At 62.7% G+C, this 15,156-nt stretch carries 19 protein-coding genes; 13 read left to right on the top strand and 6 right to left on the bottom strand.

The window, feature by feature from the left end:
* Positions 1–95: 95 nt before the first annotated feature.
* The 5 genes from JL2886_RS16095 (at position 96) to JL2886_RS16115 (ending at position 7,001) form a co-directional block, all read left to right on the top strand.
* Positions 96–1,325, top strand: coding sequence for an aminodeoxychorismate synthase component I (locus tag JL2886_RS16095; protein ID WP_065272928.1), 1,230 nt, complete (start codon positions 96–98; stop codon positions 1,323–1,325).
* Positions 1,244–1,921 carry an aminotransferase class IV family protein gene (locus JL2886_RS16100; RefSeq protein ID WP_065272929.1) on the top strand — a complete coding sequence of 226 codons (678 nt, stop codon included), beginning with the start codon at positions 1,244–1,246 and terminating at the stop codon, positions 1,919–1,921. The genes JL2886_RS16095 and JL2886_RS16100 overlap by 82 nt, the downstream gene beginning before the upstream one ends.
* Before the next feature lie 397 nt (positions 1,922–2,318).
* The gene (gene aspS / locus JL2886_RS16105; protein WP_065273765.1) at positions 2,319–4,172 is read left to right on the top strand and encodes an aspartate--tRNA ligase; all 1,854 of its coding nucleotides are present in this window, start codon (positions 2,319–2,321) and stop codon (positions 4,170–4,172) included.
* 196 nt (positions 4,173–4,368) lie between these two features.
* The gene (locus tag JL2886_RS16110; protein ID WP_065272930.1) at positions 4,369–5,754 is read left to right on the top strand and encodes a DUF1800 domain-containing protein; all 1,386 of its coding nucleotides are present in this window, start codon (positions 4,369–4,371) and stop codon (positions 5,752–5,754) included.
* A gap of 14 nt (positions 5,755–5,768) precedes the next feature.
* Entirely contained in the window at positions 5,769–7,001 is a 1,233-nt protein-coding gene (locus tag JL2886_RS16115) for a DUF1501 domain-containing protein (RefSeq protein ID WP_065272931.1), read from the top strand.
* Positions 7,002–7,100: 99 nt separating this feature from the next.
* On the opposite strand, the gene JL2886_RS19520 is transcribed toward JL2886_RS16115, so the two are convergent.
* Positions 7,101–7,241: a hypothetical protein gene (locus tag JL2886_RS19520; protein ID WP_156767926.1), complete on the bottom strand. Its 141-nt coding sequence runs from the start codon at positions 7,239–7,241 to the stop codon at positions 7,101–7,103.
* Between the two features lies 1 nt (position 7,242).
* A complete protein-coding gene (locus tag JL2886_RS16120) occupies positions 7,243–7,962 on the bottom strand; it encodes a response regulator (protein WP_065272932.1) in 720 nt (239 codons plus the stop codon).
* A gap of 231 nt (positions 7,963–8,193) precedes the next feature.
* Between JL2886_RS16120 and mce the strand changes: the two genes are divergently transcribed.
* Positions 8,194–8,598, top strand: coding sequence for a methylmalonyl-CoA epimerase (gene mce, locus JL2886_RS16125; RefSeq protein ID WP_065272933.1), 405 nt, complete (start codon positions 8,194–8,196; stop codon positions 8,596–8,598).
* A gap of 56 nt (positions 8,599–8,654) precedes the next feature.
* Complete coding sequence (locus JL2886_RS16130; RefSeq protein WP_065272934.1) at positions 8,655–8,930, top strand: DUF1467 family protein; 276 nt, start codon at positions 8,655–8,657, stop codon at positions 8,928–8,930.
* A 59-nt stretch (positions 8,931–8,989) separates the two neighbouring features.
* Here JL2886_RS16130 and JL2886_RS16135 read toward each other — a convergent pair whose 3' ends face one another.
* The 3 genes from JL2886_RS16135 to JL2886_RS16145 form a co-directional block, all read right to left on the bottom strand.
* Complete coding sequence (locus JL2886_RS16135) at positions 8,990–9,682, bottom strand: EI24 domain-containing protein (RefSeq protein WP_065272935.1); 693 nt, start codon at positions 9,680–9,682, stop codon at positions 8,990–8,992.
* On the bottom strand, positions 9,679–10,257 hold the full coding sequence (locus JL2886_RS16140) for a nitroreductase family protein (RefSeq protein WP_065272936.1): 579 nt from the start codon (positions 10,255–10,257) through the stop codon (positions 9,679–9,681). The genes JL2886_RS16135 and JL2886_RS16140 overlap by 4 nt, the downstream gene beginning before the upstream one ends.
* Before the next feature lie 97 nt (positions 10,258–10,354).
* A complete protein-coding gene (locus JL2886_RS16145) occupies positions 10,355–10,789 on the bottom strand; it encodes a hypothetical protein (protein ID WP_065272937.1) in 435 nt (144 codons plus the stop codon).
* Positions 10,790–10,978: 189 nt separating this feature from the next.
* Here JL2886_RS16145 and JL2886_RS16150 point away from each other — a divergent pair, with 189 nt between their 5' ends.
* Complete coding sequence (locus JL2886_RS16150) at positions 10,979–11,257, top strand: DUF167 domain-containing protein (RefSeq protein WP_065272938.1); 279 nt, start codon at positions 10,979–10,981, stop codon at positions 11,255–11,257.
* Here JL2886_RS16150 and JL2886_RS16155 read toward each other — a convergent pair.
* The gene (locus JL2886_RS16155; RefSeq protein WP_065272939.1) at positions 11,252–11,518 is read right to left on the bottom strand and encodes a hypothetical protein; all 267 of its coding nucleotides are present in this window, start codon (positions 11,516–11,518) and stop codon (positions 11,252–11,254) included. The two genes, JL2886_RS16150 and JL2886_RS16155, sit on opposite strands and share 6 nt — an antisense overlap.
* A 173-nt stretch (positions 11,519–11,691) precedes the next feature.
* Here JL2886_RS16155 and JL2886_RS16160 point away from each other — a divergent pair, with 173 nt between their 5' ends.
* From JL2886_RS16160 to rimO, 5 genes are all read left to right on the top strand, one after another.
* Entirely contained in the window at positions 11,692–12,426 is a 735-nt protein-coding gene (locus JL2886_RS16160; protein ID WP_065272940.1) for a M48 family metalloprotease, read from the top strand.
* A 2-nt stretch (positions 12,427–12,428) separates the two neighbouring features.
* Positions 12,429–12,809, top strand: a complete 381-nt coding sequence (locus tag JL2886_RS16165) for a YigZ family protein (RefSeq protein WP_065272941.1) — start codon at positions 12,429–12,431, stop codon at positions 12,807–12,809.
* Between the two features lie 102 nt (positions 12,810–12,911).
* On the top strand, positions 12,912–13,181 hold the full coding sequence (locus tag JL2886_RS16170) for a DUF6455 family protein (protein WP_065273766.1): 270 nt from the start codon (positions 12,912–12,914) through the stop codon (positions 13,179–13,181).
* A 28-nt stretch (positions 13,182–13,209) separates the two neighbouring features.
* Positions 13,210–13,482 (top strand): DUF6455 family protein, encoded by a 273-nt coding sequence (locus JL2886_RS16175; RefSeq protein WP_065272942.1) that lies wholly within the window; start codon positions 13,210–13,212, stop codon positions 13,480–13,482.
* 117 nt (positions 13,483–13,599) lie between these two features.
* Positions 13,600–15,012, top strand: a complete 1,413-nt coding sequence (gene rimO / locus JL2886_RS16180) for a 30S ribosomal protein S12 methylthiotransferase RimO (protein WP_065272943.1) — start codon at positions 13,600–13,602, stop codon at positions 15,010–15,012.
* Positions 15,013–15,156 lie beyond the last annotated feature (144 nt).

The raw sequence follows: 15,156 nt of genomic DNA on the forward strand, positions 1-15,156 counted from the left end.
GGATCGGAAACGGATCGGAAAATGCCGCATCCACCCTCTTTGTGCGCATTGCGAACGCATATATGAGGAGGCGAGAGCTTTAGGAGACAGATCCGGTGCGGATTCGCTTTGATCAGGGGCCCACGGGGGCCGGGACGTGTTTCGATCAGCCGCTGCGTGTGATCCGTGCGGACGAGGCAGACCAGGTGCCCGCGGCGCTGGCGGCGCTCGACGCTGCGCGGCGGGCCGGGCATTGGCTGGCGGGCTATGCCACGTATGAACTGGGCTATGCGCTGGAGCCAAAGCTGGCGAACTGGATGCCGGACGGGCGGCGGCTGCCGTTGATCTGCTTTGGGGTCTATGAGGAGCCGCGGCAACAGGACATTGAGGGCAGCGCTCGTCCCCGGGCGGAAAGCGAAGCGCCCGCCCGGGGGGGCGGACGGGCGCTGCCCGGCGTGCTGCCGGGCGGAACTGGGCTTGGGGATATCACGCCACGCTGGAGCTATGTTCGCTACGCCGAGGCCTTCGCCGAGGTGAACCGCAACATCGGCAAGGGCGACATCTATCAGGCCAACCTGACCTTTCCCATCGATGCAGAGGCCCATGGCAGTGCAGAGGCGCTTTATGCCGCGCTGCAGGCAAGGCAGACAGTGGGCCACGGCGTGCTGGTCGAACAAGGCGGGCTGCCGGACCTTCTGTCGCGCTCGCCCGAGCTGTTCTTCCGCACCGACGCGTCAGGCCTCATAGAAACGCGCCCGATGAAAGGCACCCAGCCGCGCAGCGACGATCCGGTGGAGGACGCGCGCCGCCGCGATTTCCTGCGTCAGGACGAAAAGAACCGGGCCGAGAACCTGATGATCGTCGATCTTCTGCGCAATGACATCAGCCGCGTGGCGGAGACCGGATCGGTGCATGTACCGGAACTGTTCGCGGTCGAGAGCTACGCCACCGTGCATCAGATGGTGTCGTTGGTACGGGCGCGGCTGCGCCCGGATGCCGGGCTGGCCGAGATCTTTGCGGCGCTGTTCCCCTGCGGGTCGATCACCGGCGCCCCCAAGATCCGCGCGATGGAGATCCTTGCGGATCTGGAACCCTGGCCGCGTGACATCTACTGCGGCACTATCGGCTGGGCCGCCCCGGATGGCGCCTCGTCGTTCAATGTTGCAATCCGTACGGTGATGCTGGAGGACGGCCGGGCAACACTGAACGTGGGCGGCGGCGTGGTCTGGGACAGCACCGCCACATCAGAATATGAGGAAGCGCTATGGAAAGCCCGGTTCGCCCAGATGACGCAACCAGCGACACCACCAGTGACGCCATCAAGGGTGATCCCGCTTTCCGCCTGATCGAAACGCTGGGCTGGCACCCGGGCGAAGGCGGGCGGCGCCTGCATCGCCATCTGTCCCGGATGGTGCGCAGCGCGGCGGCGTTTGGCATTCCCTTCGATCCCGGGCCGTCCGAGGCGATGTTGGCAGACATTGTCAGTGATACACCGCTGCGTTGCCGCCTGACGCTCGACGTGGAGGGGCGATTTGACATGACCACTGCGCCACTGGGGGAACTCCCAGCAGAGTGGCGGCTGGGCATCGCAGACATCCGGCTTGATGCCGACGACCCGTGGCTACGGCATAAGACCACCCGCCGCGCGCTTTATGACAGCGCCCGGGCAGCTCTGTCGGCAGGCATCGACGAGCTGGTTTTCCTCAATCAGCGCGCTGAGGTTTGCGAAGGCACTATTACCAATATCTTTGTGACGCTTGCAGGTGGGCAGGTGGTGACGCCGCCGCTCGGCTGCGGCCTTCTGCCCGGCATCCTGCGGCAGGAGATGCTGGAGCGCGGTCTATGCGGCGAGGCGGTGCTGAGCCTTGAGGACCTGAAGGGGGCGCAATCCATTCATATGGGCAATTCCCTGCGCGGGCTGATCCCGGCCAAGCTGGTCTGAAACTGATCTGAAAAGGACGGGGGCGCGCCCGCGGACAAGAACCCCGGGCTGGGGGCAGCGGCTCTTTGCCCTTGGGCCCGGCAGCGCGCCGGGCGGCGCGCTGGGGTGGCACCACAGCGCCGCCCGCGCCGCGCCGAAGGCGGGGCGCCACGCCCAACTCGTCTGGCCGGATCGCGCAGCGATGGGGCGCAGAGGGGGCAGGAGCCTTTGCGCCGACGTGGCGAGAGGGCAAAAACGGGCATCTGACGGGGCGAATGCGCCCTGTTTGCTTGACAAGAGAGCCGCAACCTAGTGTACCAGCCCGGACGAATTCCGCGCCGCTTTGGCGCATATCCCGATTGATGGTCCGCCCGGACAGATGCCCCGAGAGACGACCCGCGACACGAAAGGTCAGCCAATGCACGCATACCGCAGCCATACCTGCGCCGAACTGAACAAATCCAACGTGGGCGATACCGTGCGCCTGTCTGGCTGGGTCCACCGGGTCCGCGACCACGGCGGCCTGCTGTTCATCGACCTGCGCGACCACTATGGCATCACCCAGGTCATGGCTGACCCCGATAGCCCGGTCTTTGCGGAGATCGAAAAGGTGCGTTCGGAATGGTGTATCCGCATCGATGGCAATGTGCTGGCGCGCGACGAAAGCCTGGTGAACCCGAAGATCCCGACCGGCGAGATCGAAGTCTTCATCCGCGATATCGAGGTTCTCGGCAAAGCCGAGGAACTGCCGCTTATGGTCTTTGGCGAGCAGGAATACCCCGAGGAAACTCGCCTGCGCTATCGCTACCTCGACCTGCGCCGCGAGAAGATGCAGAACAACATGGTTCTGCGCTCGAACATGATCCAGTCGATCCGCAAGCGCATGTGGGACAAGGGGTTCAACGAATACCAGACCCCGATCATCACCGCGTCGTCGCCCGAAGGCGCGCGCGACTTCCTGGTGCCCTCCCGTCTGCACCCCGGCAAGTTCTACGCCCTGCCGCAGGCGCCGCAGCAGTTCAAGCAGCTGATGATGGTCTCGGGCTTTGACAAATATTTCCAGATCGCACCCTGTTTCCGGGACGAGGATCCGCGGGCTGACCGCTCGCCCACCGATTTCTACCAGCTCGATATGGAAATGTCCTTTGTCACCCAGCAAGATGTCTTTGACACCATTCAGCCGGTGATGCAGGGCGTGTTCGAGGAATTCGGCGGTGGTCGCAAGGTCGACAGCGAATGGCCGCAGATCTCCTACAAAGATGCCGCCAAGTGGTACGGCACCGACAAGCCGGACCTGCGCAACCCGATCAAAATGCAGGATTGCTCGGAACATTTCCGCGGCTCCGGCTTTGCCATCTTTGCCAAACTGCTGGAGCAGGAAGGCACCGAAGTGCGCGCCATCCCGGCGCCCACAGGCGGCAGCCGCAAGTTCTGCGATCGCATGAACAAATTCGCCCAGCAGGAAGGTCTGCCGGGCATGGGCTATATCTTCTGGCGCAAGCAGTCGGCGGATTCCATCGCGCAGGAGCAGGGCATTTCCGTCAAGGAAGTCAACGCCAAGATCAAGGCGGGCGAGATCGTTCTGGGCAATGAGGCCGCCGGTCCGCTGGCCAAGAACATCGGCCCCGAGCGCACCGAGGCGATCCGCCAGCAGCTGGGTCTCGACGTGGGCGATGCGGCCTTCTTCCTGGGCGGCAAGCCCAAGTCCTTTGAAAGCGTTGCAGGCCGCGCCCGCACTGTCATCGGCGAAGAACTGGGTCTCATCGACAAGGACCGTTTCGCCTTTGCCTGGATCGTTGACTTTCCGATCTACGAGGCAGACGAGGAAACTGGCAAGATCGACTTCGAGCACAACCCCTTCTCCATGCCGCAAGGCGGGATGGAAGCACTGGAGGGCGACCCGCTCAAGGTGCTCGGCTATCAGTATGACCTCGCCTGCAACGGTTACGAGCTGGTCTCGGGCGCGATCCGGAACCATAAGCCGGAAATCATGTTCAAGGCCTTCGAAATTGCCGGCTATGGCAAGGAGGAGGTCGAGAAGCGCTTTGGCGGCATGGTCAACGCCTTCCAATATGGTGCCCCGCCGCACGGTGGCTGCGCTGCCGGTATCGACCGCATGGTGATGCTGCTGGCGGATGAGGCCAACATTCGCGAGGTCATCATGTTCCCGATGAACCAGCGTGCGGAAGATCTGATGATGTCGGCCCCGTCCGAGCCGATGTCGGAGCAGCTGATGGAACTGGGACTGCGCGTCATTCCGCAGGATCAGTAAGGCCAAAGGGCCTTGACCAAGACAATTCAAAAAGCTCGGAGCATGGTCTCCGGGCTTTTTTGTGCCTGCTGCGACGGAACCGGCAAATCCTCGCGTATCAGTAAGTGATGGGTGTGGGTGCCACGGAGGTTCTGGCCTACTGTGGAGATCGAGACCTGTTGATCCCGAAATGAAAATGGGGCCGGAGCAATGACAGATGCGGTTTGATCCTGAACTGGCCGAGATCCGGTTTGGCTGCGGGTTGTCACCCCGGCTGGCACCGCCGCAATCGCCCGAGGCGATGTTGCAGCGCCTGACCGGCGCCGATGAGATGGCGCGCGCCTATCCGGTGCAGGATTTTGATGCGGCCTTTGCCGATTCAGTGACGTTTCAGGCGCTCGCAAGAGAACGGCGCAAGCTGCGCGGTCAGCCGGAGTATGAGGCGGCGGACGCGCGCTACCGCACCTTTCGGCAACAGAAACGAACGGACCGTTTGCAAAATTTTGCCCAGCGTCTGCTGCGCTATGCCGATACGTCTGACGGCCTACGGGAGCGGCTGACCCTGTTCTGGTCGGATCATTTCACCGCCAAGGGGCGGCGGGGTGCCTTTCGGCATCTGGCAACCCCCTATGCCGAGACCGCGATCCGCCCCCATGTTGCGGGCCGGTTCGAAGATCTGCTGATCGCGGTGGTGACCAGCCCGCTGATGCTGCATTATCTGGATCAGAACAGTTCGGTCGGGCCGAACAGTCCTGTCGCGCAGCGGCGCAAACGCAGTGCCGGTCTCAATGAAAACCTCGCCCGCGAGGTGCTGGAATTGCACACGCTGGGGGTGGATGGCCCCTATAGTCAGACGGATGTGCGGCAATTGGCGGAGCTCTTTACCGGGCTCAGTTTCAATCGCAAAGAAGGGTTTAACTTCCGCTCCGGCCTGGCAGAGCCCGGCAGCGAGAAGGTACTTGGCCGCTCCTATGGCGCAGAGAAGGGGCGGTTGGAGCCGGTTTTGCAGGCGCTGCGCGATCTCGCGCGTCATCCGGCCACGGCCCGGCACATTGCCCGCAAACTGGCGGTGCATTTTACCTCGGACCAGCCGGACGCGGATCTGGTGGAGCATGTGGCAGAGCGGTTCCGCCAGTCCGGTGGCTATCTGCCGGATGTCTATGCGGCCTTGCTGGAGCATCCCGCCGCCTGGGCGCCGGAGCTACGCAACGTGAAGCCGCCCTTTGATTTCGTGGCCTCGGCCTGCCGGGCACTGCCTGTGGCTGCTGACCAGCTGTCGAGCCTGAAACGGCGGCAACTGAACCGGATCTTTGCCGCGCCGCTGACCCTGATGGGGCAGAAATGGGAAGACCCTGCCGGGCCGGATGGCTGGAGCGAGGATGATGCCGCCTGGATCACGCCGCAGGGCCTGTCGGCCCGCCTGCGCTGGGCTTTTGCGGCGCCGCAGCGGCTAGTGGCCGATCTTCCTGATCCACGCGGATTTGCCGGAACGACCCTAGGCAGTTTTGCCGATGGCAAGGTGCTGTTTGCCGCCTCGGCAGCCGAAACCCGGGCCGAAGGGGTCGCTCTGGTGCTGAGCGCCCCGGCCTTTCAGCGCCGTTAGCAGGAGGATTGATCATGAGACATTCCCGGAGAAGCTTCCTTGCACGCGGCGCTGCGCTTGGCTGTTCGCTGGCCGCCAGCCCGCTGCTGACGCCGGTCAGCTTTGCCTCGGCCCCCTGGGACCGGCGGCTGGTGGTGATCATCCTGCGCGGCGGCATGGACGCGCTGGACGTGGTGCAGCCCTATGGCGATCCGGCCTATGCCGCTCTGCGGCAGAAACTGCGCGGCGGCCCGGACCACGGCGGTTTGGATCTGGATGGGTTCTTTGCCCTGCATCCGGCCCTGTCGCCGCTGATGCCGCTGTGGCGGTCCGAGGAGTTGGCCTTTGTCCACGCGGTTTCGACACCTTACCGGGACAAGCGCAGCCATTTCGACGGTCAGGACCTGCTGGAGGCGGGTACGCCGGGGCTGGAACAGGCGCGCGATGGCTGGCTGAACCGCTTGTTGCAGCAGCAAAGCGGGATCGAGGCGCGCACCGCTTTTGCCCTGGGGCAGGGGGAGATGAAGCTTCTGAATGGTGCGGCGCCTGTGGCGGACTGGTCTCCGGATGCCGCTCTGATGATGAGCCCGCAGGCCGAACGTCTGGCCGGGCTGCTGATGGAGGATGATGCGCTGTTTCACGGCGCCTTGTCCGAGGCGCTGGACTTGTCACGCGAGGCGCCGGGGCTGCCGCTGTCTGGCGAGGAGGACATGCAGGGCGGGCAGATGGGCATGGCGGGTGGTATGACCATGCCGGTACCGACCCAGGGCGAGGCACATCTGAAGATCGCGGCCTATGCGGCGCAGCAATTGCGCGCCGACACTCGCATTGCGGCCTTTTCGATCAATGGGTGGGATACCCACAACCGGCAGGACAGGGCGTTGAAATCGGCGCTGGGCCGGTTGTCCGACACCGTGCTGGAGTTAAAAGCCGGTGTCGGCGCCGATGTCTGGGACAAGACGGCGGTGGTCGCGATGACGGAATTTGGCCGCACAGCGCGGGAGAACGGCACCGGTGGCACCGATCACGGAACCGGTGGCGCGATGCTGCTGGCGGGCGGGGCGATCCGCGGCGGCCGGATCTACGGGCGCTGGCCGGGGCTGGAGGAAGCCGCGCTCTATGACCGGCGTGACCTAATGCCGACGGCGGACGTGCGTGCACCCGCGGCCTGGATCCTGCGCGGCCTGACCGGGGTAGGGGTGGCCGAATTGGAGCAAACCGTGTTTCCGGGGCTGCGGATGGAGGATGATCTTGGCCTGCTGCGGTGACCCTGAAGGGTGCGCCGCGCTGGTCGGATCAAAAGGATAGAACCGCTTCAGGCGGCGATAGCGGCCCCGGGGGGCGGGGCCTGTTTCGCCAGGCAGAGGTCAATGCTCGTGGCGGTAGATAACCATCGGTTCCCGCGTATTGCGATCGCGGTTCTGGCGGATTTCGCGGGCGGCCTGGCGCGCCTGCAGATAGAGCACGATGGCCAGCGTGGCCGAGCCGATCAGAATGACTTCGAGCATGTCAGATCGCGATTTTCCGTTCGAGACGTTCCTGCACCATTCCCGCCAGCATTGCTGTATCCGGGCCGATGGGGCGGCCAGCCATGCGGGCCTGGGCAAGGCTTGCCGCGGCATTGGCGAGCGGCTTGTCGCCTGCACTGCGTGCGACACCGCCAATGAACTGCGTCAGATAGTCCAGCGTGTTGCCTTCATGGTCTTCGTTCAGAACATCTGCCGCATGGGCCATATCGTCCTGAAAGGCGAGGAAATCCGGCTCGATGGTTTCATCCGACAGGTCCTGCAGGCTGGCGGGCTGCCGGTCGGCGGGCAGGCGCGACAGGATCGCATGCTGGAATGCCGCCAGCGAGGTGATCGGCTTGGCGAGGAAGCCGTCGGCGCCAGCCTTGAGCGTCTCTTCTTCAAGGCTTTCGTCGCCGGAAATGCCAAGGATGACGGAAACCCGCGGTGATCCCTGATTGATCTCGGCGATCAGTTCCGTGCCGGAGCCATCCGGTAGCCCCACATCGGCAATCACGACGGAAGGGCGGTATTCCTTCAGGTGTCGGCGGGCGGATTTCAGGCAATCGGCGCGCCGGATACGGGCACCGCTGCGCAAACAGAGTAAGCGCAGCGCTTCGCAGGCAAAGCGACTGTCCTCGACCACCAGAATGGTCAGACCAAGAAGAGGGCGCCGTTTCGTCGGGAGACGGTGGGCGGCTGCAAACAGTTCCGAATCGTCCATTACTCATACTCCTTGCGGGATACTGACTGACGCTATGGATTTGAGGCTAATTAGAGGTTAACGCGATGCAGGAGATGCCAAGGCTGCGGGTTTTCCCCATGATTGCCTGCGGTTGCCCGGTGTTCTCTGCAGCCGCCCGGTAGCGCGCGCCGTGCGCATTGGCGCACTTGCCCCCATTGGCTGGTCTCAGCATAAGGAGGTCGAACAGGATTTGAGAGGAGAATACACATCATGATCGGTCGTTTGAACCATGTCGCGATTGCCGTGCCCGACCTTGAGGCGGCCTCGGCTCAGTACCGTGATGCGTTGGGCGCCAAGGTCGGCGCACCGCAGGATGAGCCCGATCATGGTGTCACAGTTGTCTTCATAGAGCTGCCCAACACCAAGATTGAGCTGCTTTACCCGCTGGGGGATGACTCGCCCATCAATGGCTTCCTGGAAAAGAACCCCGCTGGTGGCATTCACCACGTCTGCTACGAGGTTGAGGACATTCTGGCTGCGCGGGATCACCTGAAGGCGCAGGGCGCGCGGGTTCTGGGCTCTGGCGAGCCGAAGATCGGTGCCCATGGCAAGCCAGTTCTTTTCCTGCACCCCAAAGATTTCAACGGCTGCCTGGTGGAACTGGAGCAGGTTTGAGGCTACCTGAGGCCAGCGCCGGACGTCGGCGCGCGGATATACAATAAAGGTGCGCTATGGGAATTACATCGGGACTGGTGCTTTATGCGGTGATCTGGTTCATGACCTTCCTGATCGTCATTCCGATCCGGCTTGAGACACAAGGTGACAAGGGGGAGATCGTGCCCGGCACCCATGCCGGCGCGCCCGAAAACCATTATCTGAAGCAAAAGGCGGTGATCACCACCATCGCGGCCTTCGTGATCTGGGCCATCGTGGCAGGAATAATCCTGTCCGGAGTGATCAGCGTGAATGATTTCGACTGGTTCGACCGGCTGCCCGATCCAAAATAGCGCCTCTTGAGAAAACGCGGCCCGGGGGGGATGCCCCCGGACCGTTGATCTGTTCGCCGTCAGACCCTGCGCCACAGGCTGTGGAATATATGGGTGAAGGTGGCCGCGCCCAGGATCGGGATCACCAGGTTCACCAGCGGCACTGACAGCGGCATCGCCATCAACGTGCCTGCGATCCAAATGGTTCCCATGTGCTTGCGCCGCATCTTGCGGGCCTCGGGCATTCCGATGCGTCTGGCGGCGGCCAGGGTGAAGTATTCCCGGCCCAGAAAGAACCCGTTCAGCCCCCAGAAAATGAACATCGCGATGGGCGGGAACATCAGATAAAGCACCAGCGCCAGCAGGTTCGCGGCGATCAGCACGCCAAGGAAATTGACCGTGTCGCGCAGCGCCTCCACGATCGTTGGATCAGAGGCAGGGGGGAGCTGAGGGAAATGCTTGTCCTCAACCGCCTGTGCCACCTGATCCAGAAACATCGAAGTGATGGCCGAAGCGACCGGGACCATCAGAAAGACCGACAGCCCCATCATCAGAAGGATCGACCCGAAGGACAGGATATCGTCCAGCCATGTCACCTCCCCGAACAGGGGCAGTGTGACCTGCGGGCCGACCAGCCACTGCACCAGAAAGAAGAACAGCACATATGTGGCGATCAGCAGCGCAAAGGTCAGCCCGACACCCAGAAAAAGAACCCTGCGAAAGCGCGGATCGCCGGTCTGGGCCAGGGACTTGAAAAAGGCGTCAAAGATCATGTGCTGATCCAGCTGGTGATGCGCTCCAGATCCGGGCGCGGGCGTTCCGGCGGCTTGGTACCTTCGGTGGCAATATGGATGAAGCCGGCGATGCGTTCGTGCGGCGCCAGCGACAAGGCCTCTTCGCAGAACTGGCGGTCGTGGCTAACCCAGCCTGAGAGCCAATTCGCCCCCCATCCGGCCGCCAGCGCCGCATTGAGCAGCGCAAGGCAGACAGCGCCCGCGGAATAGGTTTGTTCGATGGCCGGGATCTTGGGGCTGTCGGTCTGCACCTCAATCACCGCGACGGCCAGTTGGCCAAGCTCGAACTGGCTGCGCCCCTTGGCGATATCCTCGGGCGATTTTCCCAGCCGCTCACCTGCGGCTGTGGTCAGCTCTGCAAGCCGTCCCATGGCGGGTTTTTCGATGACGATGAAGCGCCAGGGCTCCAGCTTGCCGTGATCGGGCGTGCGGGCGGCGGCGGTCAGCAGAACCTGCAACTCGTCCCGGCTGGGGACCGGTGCGACCAACGTCTTCGCGGGGCGGGAGCGGCGGTTCAGAAGGAAATCAAGGGCGGCAGCATTCTGTTCGGGCATATGTGAAACCTTTTTACATCAAGGTTTTATATGCTGGCTGGCGCGTGTTTTTCAAGGGGCGGTTCGGTGATTATCGCGGCGCGCGGTGCGGCAGCAATTATTCCCAGACCATGCGCTGGCCGCTGAGGCAGGCATGCAACGAGCCGGGCGGGATCAAACCAAGGTCCTGGAAGAAGGTGAAGTAATCCATGTGACCGATGTATTCAGCAATCCGGTCCCCTTCAAACCGCGCCATGAGACAATCGTAGGCGACAATCATTTCCGCGGTCGAAAGGCACTTGGCTGAAATGCGAATGCGCATCGAGATCCAGTCGTCCTGTTCGATCGCATTCATAACCTCAAAGGAGGACGGTCCGACCAAGCCCTGTACAACGAGTTTGAATTCGACCCATTCCATCATCGGAATGATCTGGCCTCCGGTGACAGGTCCGCAAAAGGTCGCCTCCTCGGTGAAATACCGACCCAAATCGAAGTCACCGGGATCTCCGAGGGCGGCATTCAGGAAATCAAGAATGATCGATTTTTTGTCCATAGGAGGTAACACCGAATACACAGGAGCCGCGCAGGCCCAACCAAACACATCTCAGGCGGTGCGAACCGCGTAACTTAACCTCACGCATTTTGAAGCGATCGTGGCTTGCTGTACAGCAGCTTGTTTCGGACCGTTGCAGCATTGCAATTGGTGCTGGTGTTTTGAGGGGCGGCAGGGCATCAAATCGACATGGGAAAACCAAAGAAGAAAGATCTACCGGACCTTGCGGACCTGGCCGTTGCGGGGCTGGAGATCCAGGTGCGGGCCACGCCAAAGGCGGCGCGCAACGCGATCACCCGGACCGAGGCGGGGCTGAAGGTCTCGGTCACCGTGGCGCCGGAAAACGGCAAGGCCAATGCCGCAGTCGCGGATTTACTGGCCCGGGCCATGGGCGTTGCGCCCTCTGCTCTGGAGCTGCGCCGGGGCGCCACATCACGGGACAAGGTTTTCGTCTATCGCGGCTCATGAACCAGATGCGGGATCCTGCGGCGTGGCCTCATCCGGAACCAGGCGATAAACGCCTTCTGGCAGGTCAAGCGCAGCGGCCAGATCGCGCAGCTGGCTGTAGGAGAGGGTGATCTTTTCTACCCTGTCGGTGCGAGGATCGAATTGCTCCACAGTCACGCATTCCGCAAAGGCGTTGATAGTCACATCTTCCAGCAAAGGGCGCTCGCCCTCATCCACCAGGGTAACGACGGTCGAGTCAAATTCGTGTTCGATGGTAAACATATCCCGATGTTGCCACCTTGGTGCTGTGATTGGCAAGTGTTTGCGCGGGCACCAGAAATGTGACGCGAACCTCCGCTGACGGCTGCAAGACTGACTGCAAAATCCGGCTGTCTGCGATTGAACCTCGGTTGGGTCCCGGCCTATGATCGGGCGATGACGTCAAGGAGAGGCCGATGCGCTCCATTCTGAAAACAGTCTCGCTTTGCGCACTCAGTGTTTTGAGCGCCTGCGGCGTTCCCGGTGCCCCGCCGCTCGGTGGCGGAGCGGTTGCTCCGGCAACATCCGGGGCGCGGGTGTCTGGTCTTTCGCCAGCCGAAGCTCGGCCAACCTTTGCCACCGTCGCCAGCCGCGTTGAACCGGTGGCCGAACGCACCTGCCGGACGCAGACCAGTGGTATGAATTGCGACTATCTGATCCGGATCGATCCCGACGCCAAAGCGCCGCCGAATGCCTATCAGAGCCTGTCGCAGTCCGGCCGCCCGGTAATCACCTTCACCCGCTCTATGCTGGGACAGATCGCCAACGCGGATGAGCTGGCCTTTGTCATGTCGCACGAGGCTGCGCACCATATCCGCGCGCATCTGGCGCGCCAGCAGCAGAACGCAGTGGCGGGTTCCGTGTTGCTGGCCGGGCTTGCCACCCTTGCCGGAGGCAGCGCGGCGGATATCTCCAACGCACAGGATCTGGGCGCCATTGTCGGTGCGCGGGGATATTCCAAGGAATTCGAACTGGAGGCGGATCAGCTCGGCACCATTATCACCCACCAGGCCGGATACCGGCCCAGCGTCGGGGTGCAGTTCTTCTATCGCCTGCCGGACCCCGGCGACAAATTCCTTGGCAGCCATCCGGCCAATCCGGACCGGGTGCGCGTGGTGCAGCAGACCATCACCCGCTACGGGCTGAATTGATCATGGCGGAAAACTCTGCAGATGCAGCGCCCGAGATGAAAAAACTGGGCGTGGTCCTGACCGACCGGGGGTCACGCTATGCGGTGACCGGCGCCCGAGTTACGTCGCGCGCCGAAGTCGACGCGGTGCTGGCGGCACTGAAAACCGACCGCGCCTACGCCAAGGCCACCCATAACACCTGGGCGGCGATGCTGCCGACGGGCGCGCTCAAGGCCGACGACGGAGAGAGCGGCGCCGGAATGGTGATCTTGCGGATGATGGAGCGGGAAGGGCTGCAAGATCATCTGATCATCGTCACCCGCTGGTATGGCGGCAAGAAACTGGGCGGCGACCGCTTTCGCCGGGTTCAGGACGCGGTGCGTGCCTATCTGAACCCCGCCTAGGCCCGCGTCACGCGATTGACCTGCATCAAGGTCCGGGGCCGGGCCTGTGGTATTTTCTGGCGTGACACGCAGCCAGGAGAACGCGCGATGGATGATTGCGGGATCAAGGATAAAGCTAAACTGAAGACGCACGCGGCCCTTTTTGATGAAATGGGGCAGGCGGTTGGGCTGGATCTTCAGGAAGAGGCCATCGCCGGGCGGCTGAATTTCGATGAAATCGCCGAAGCGGTGCTGCGCTGCACCCGCTGCGCCCATCCGGAGACCTGCCAGAAGTGGTTGCATTCACCCGCGCGTGCAGATGAGGCGGCTGACACTCCGGATTACTGCCGCAACCGCGATCTGCTGGGATATCTGCGCGAACCGGTCGCCTGATCTGGCAGCCTTTGGGGAGGATCAAGACATGCATCCATTGGGGGACGCGCTGTATCACCTGAGGCTTCTGGGGCTAATGGGCAAAACCACCGAGGCCGATCTGGTCGAGGCCTTTGAGGCAGGCCGCATCAGTTCCGAGGACTGGGCGGATATGGTCAACCGCTGCCGGGCCTGCGAGGGTATCGAGACTTGCGAACGCTGGCTCGCTGCCCATGACAAAGCTGAAGAGGCACCCGGCTGCTGCAAGAATGCCAAGGTCCTGCTGCGCCTGCGGGCCGAGAAGGAAAAAGCAGAGGCCTGAGGCCGCAGACAAGGCTGGAGAATGCCTGTGGGCGCTCACTGGTCAAGGCCAAAGAGGCCGTGCTCCCGCTGAAAACATCCATTCCCAAAGCCACACGCGCGTACTATATGCGCAGCCATGACCAGCAATCCGCCAGACCTCCGCCCCGACCTCGCCCCGAAAGCCCAGTTCGGTGATGCCCCGCGTAAAGACCAGCCGACCCTTGGCATGGTGTCGCTCGGCTGCCCCAAGGCGTTGGTGGACAGTGAGCGCATCCTGACCCGGCTGCGCGCCGAAGGATACGGCATCTCTGCCGATTACGCGGGCGCCGATGCGGTGATCGTCAATACCTGCGGGTTCCTCGACAGTGCCAAGGCCGAAAGTCTGGACGCCATCGGTGAGGCGCTGAAGGAAAATGGCAAGGTTATCGTCACCGGCTGCCTTGGCGCCGAGCCGGACTATATCCGCGAACATCATCCGCGCATTCTGGCCGTCACCGGTCCACACCAGTATGAACAGGTGCTGGATGCCGTACACGCCGCGGTGCCGCCTGCGCCCGATCCCTTTGTCGATCTGCTGCCCGCCACCGGCGTCAGCCTGACGCCCCGGCACTTCAGCTATCTGAAGATTTCGGAAGGCTGCAATCACAAGTGCAAGTTCTGCATCATCCCGGACATGCGCGGGCGGCTGGCCTCGCGCCCCGCCCACGCCGTGCTGCGCGAGGCGGAAAAGCTGGTCGATGCAGGCGTGCGCGAACTTCTGGTGATCAGTCAGGATACCTCGGCCTATGGGCTCGACCGCAAATACGATGTGAACCCTTGGAAAGAGGGCGAGATACGCAGCCATATCACCGATCTGTCGCGGGCGCTGGGGCAGTTGGCACCTGCATCGGACCTTTGGGTGCGGCTGCATTATGTCTATCCGTATCCGCACGTGCGCGAGTTGATCCCGTTGATGGCGGACCCGGACAACGCGCTTCTGCCCTATCTAGACATCCCCTTTCAGCACGCCCACCCGGATGTGCTGAAACGCATGGCACGCCCCGCAGCGGCGGCGAAAACGCTGGACGAAATCCGCGCCTGGCGCGAGATCTGCCCGGAGATCACCCTGCGCTCCACCTTCATCGTCGGCTACCCCGGCGAGACGGAGGCGGAGTTCCAGCATCTTCTCGACTGGATGGATGAGGCGCAACTCGACCGGGTTGGCTGTTTCAAATACGAAAACGTCGACGGCGCGCGCTCCAACGATCTGCCGGATCACGTGGCCGAAGAGGTGAAGCAGGAGCGCTGGGAACGCTTCATGGAAAAGGCGCAGGCGATTTCCGAGGCTAAGCTGGCAGCCAAGGTCGGCCAGACCATGCAAGTCATCGTGGATGACATCGACGAAGACGGCATCGCCACCTGCCGCACCAAGGCCGACGCGCCCGAGATCGACGGCAATCTGTTCATCGACGAGGGCACCGAAGGCCTGAAGGTGGGCGATCTGGTCACCGTCGAAGTTGACGAGGCCGGGGAATATGACCTTTGGGGGGCACTGGTCGCTGGCTGGTAAGCTCCGCTCACATCTGAAGGCTGTTTCTTGGTTCAATAGGCTCCGTGGCTTGTGCCGGGGGCTGTCCGCTGATGAAATTTCCGATGCGGCAATGGTGAAGTCTGTCCGCGACACTGTCCGGGCCAACCGACTATTGCGCCTTGC

The organism is Phaeobacter gallaeciensis, assembly GCF_001678945.1.
GTDB classification, from domain to species: domain Bacteria; phylum Pseudomonadota; class Alphaproteobacteria; order Rhodobacterales; family Rhodobacteraceae; genus Phycobacter; species Phycobacter gallaeciensis_A.

Bases quoted from the DNA above. Each gene is read 5' to 3' on its own strand.
- JL2886_RS16100 (WP_065272929.1), top strand. From the start codon at position 1,244: ATGGAAAGCCCGGTTCGCCCAGATGACGCAACCAGCGACACCACCAGT.
- aspS (WP_065273765.1), top strand. From the start codon at position 2,319: ATGCACGCATACCGCAGCCATACCTGCGCCGAACTGAACAAATCCAAC.
- JL2886_RS16110 (WP_065272930.1), top strand. From the start codon at position 4,369: ATGCGGTTTGATCCTGAACTGGCCGAGATCCGGTTTGGCTGCGGGTTG.
- JL2886_RS16115 (WP_065272931.1), top strand. From the start codon at position 5,769: ATGAGACATTCCCGGAGAAGCTTCCTTGCACGCGGCGCTGCGCTTGGC.
- JL2886_RS19520 (WP_156767926.1), bottom strand. From the start codon at position 7,241: ATGCTCGAAGTCATTCTGATCGGCTCGGCCACGCTGGCCATCGTGCTC.
- JL2886_RS16120 (WP_065272932.1), bottom strand. From the start codon at position 7,962: ATGGACGATTCGGAACTGTTTGCAGCCGCCCACCGTCTCCCGACGAAA.
- mce (WP_065272933.1), top strand. From the start codon at position 8,194: ATGATCGGTCGTTTGAACCATGTCGCGATTGCCGTGCCCGACCTTGAG.
- JL2886_RS16130 (WP_065272934.1), top strand. From the start codon at position 8,655: ATGGGAATTACATCGGGACTGGTGCTTTATGCGGTGATCTGGTTCATG.
- JL2886_RS16135 (WP_065272935.1), bottom strand. From the start codon at position 9,682: ATGATCTTTGACGCCTTTTTCAAGTCCCTGGCCCAGACCGGCGATCCG.
- JL2886_RS16140 (WP_065272936.1), bottom strand. From the start codon at position 10,257: ATGCCCGAACAGAATGCTGCCGCCCTTGATTTCCTTCTGAACCGCCGC.
- JL2886_RS16145 (WP_065272937.1), bottom strand. From the start codon at position 10,789: ATGGACAAAAAATCGATCATTCTTGATTTCCTGAATGCCGCCCTCGGA.
- JL2886_RS16150 (WP_065272938.1), top strand. From the start codon at position 10,979: ATGGGAAAACCAAAGAAGAAAGATCTACCGGACCTTGCGGACCTGGCC.
- JL2886_RS16155 (WP_065272939.1), bottom strand. From the start codon at position 11,518: ATGTTTACCATCGAACACGAATTTGACTCGACCGTCGTTACCCTGGTG.
- JL2886_RS16160 (WP_065272940.1), top strand. From the start codon at position 11,692: ATGCGCTCCATTCTGAAAACAGTCTCGCTTTGCGCACTCAGTGTTTTG.
- JL2886_RS16165 (WP_065272941.1), top strand. From the start codon at position 12,429: ATGGCGGAAAACTCTGCAGATGCAGCGCCCGAGATGAAAAAACTGGGC.
- JL2886_RS16175 (WP_065272942.1), top strand. From the start codon at position 13,210: ATGCATCCATTGGGGGACGCGCTGTATCACCTGAGGCTTCTGGGGCTA.
- rimO (WP_065272943.1), top strand. From the start codon at position 13,600: ATGACCAGCAATCCGCCAGACCTCCGCCCCGACCTCGCCCCGAAAGCC.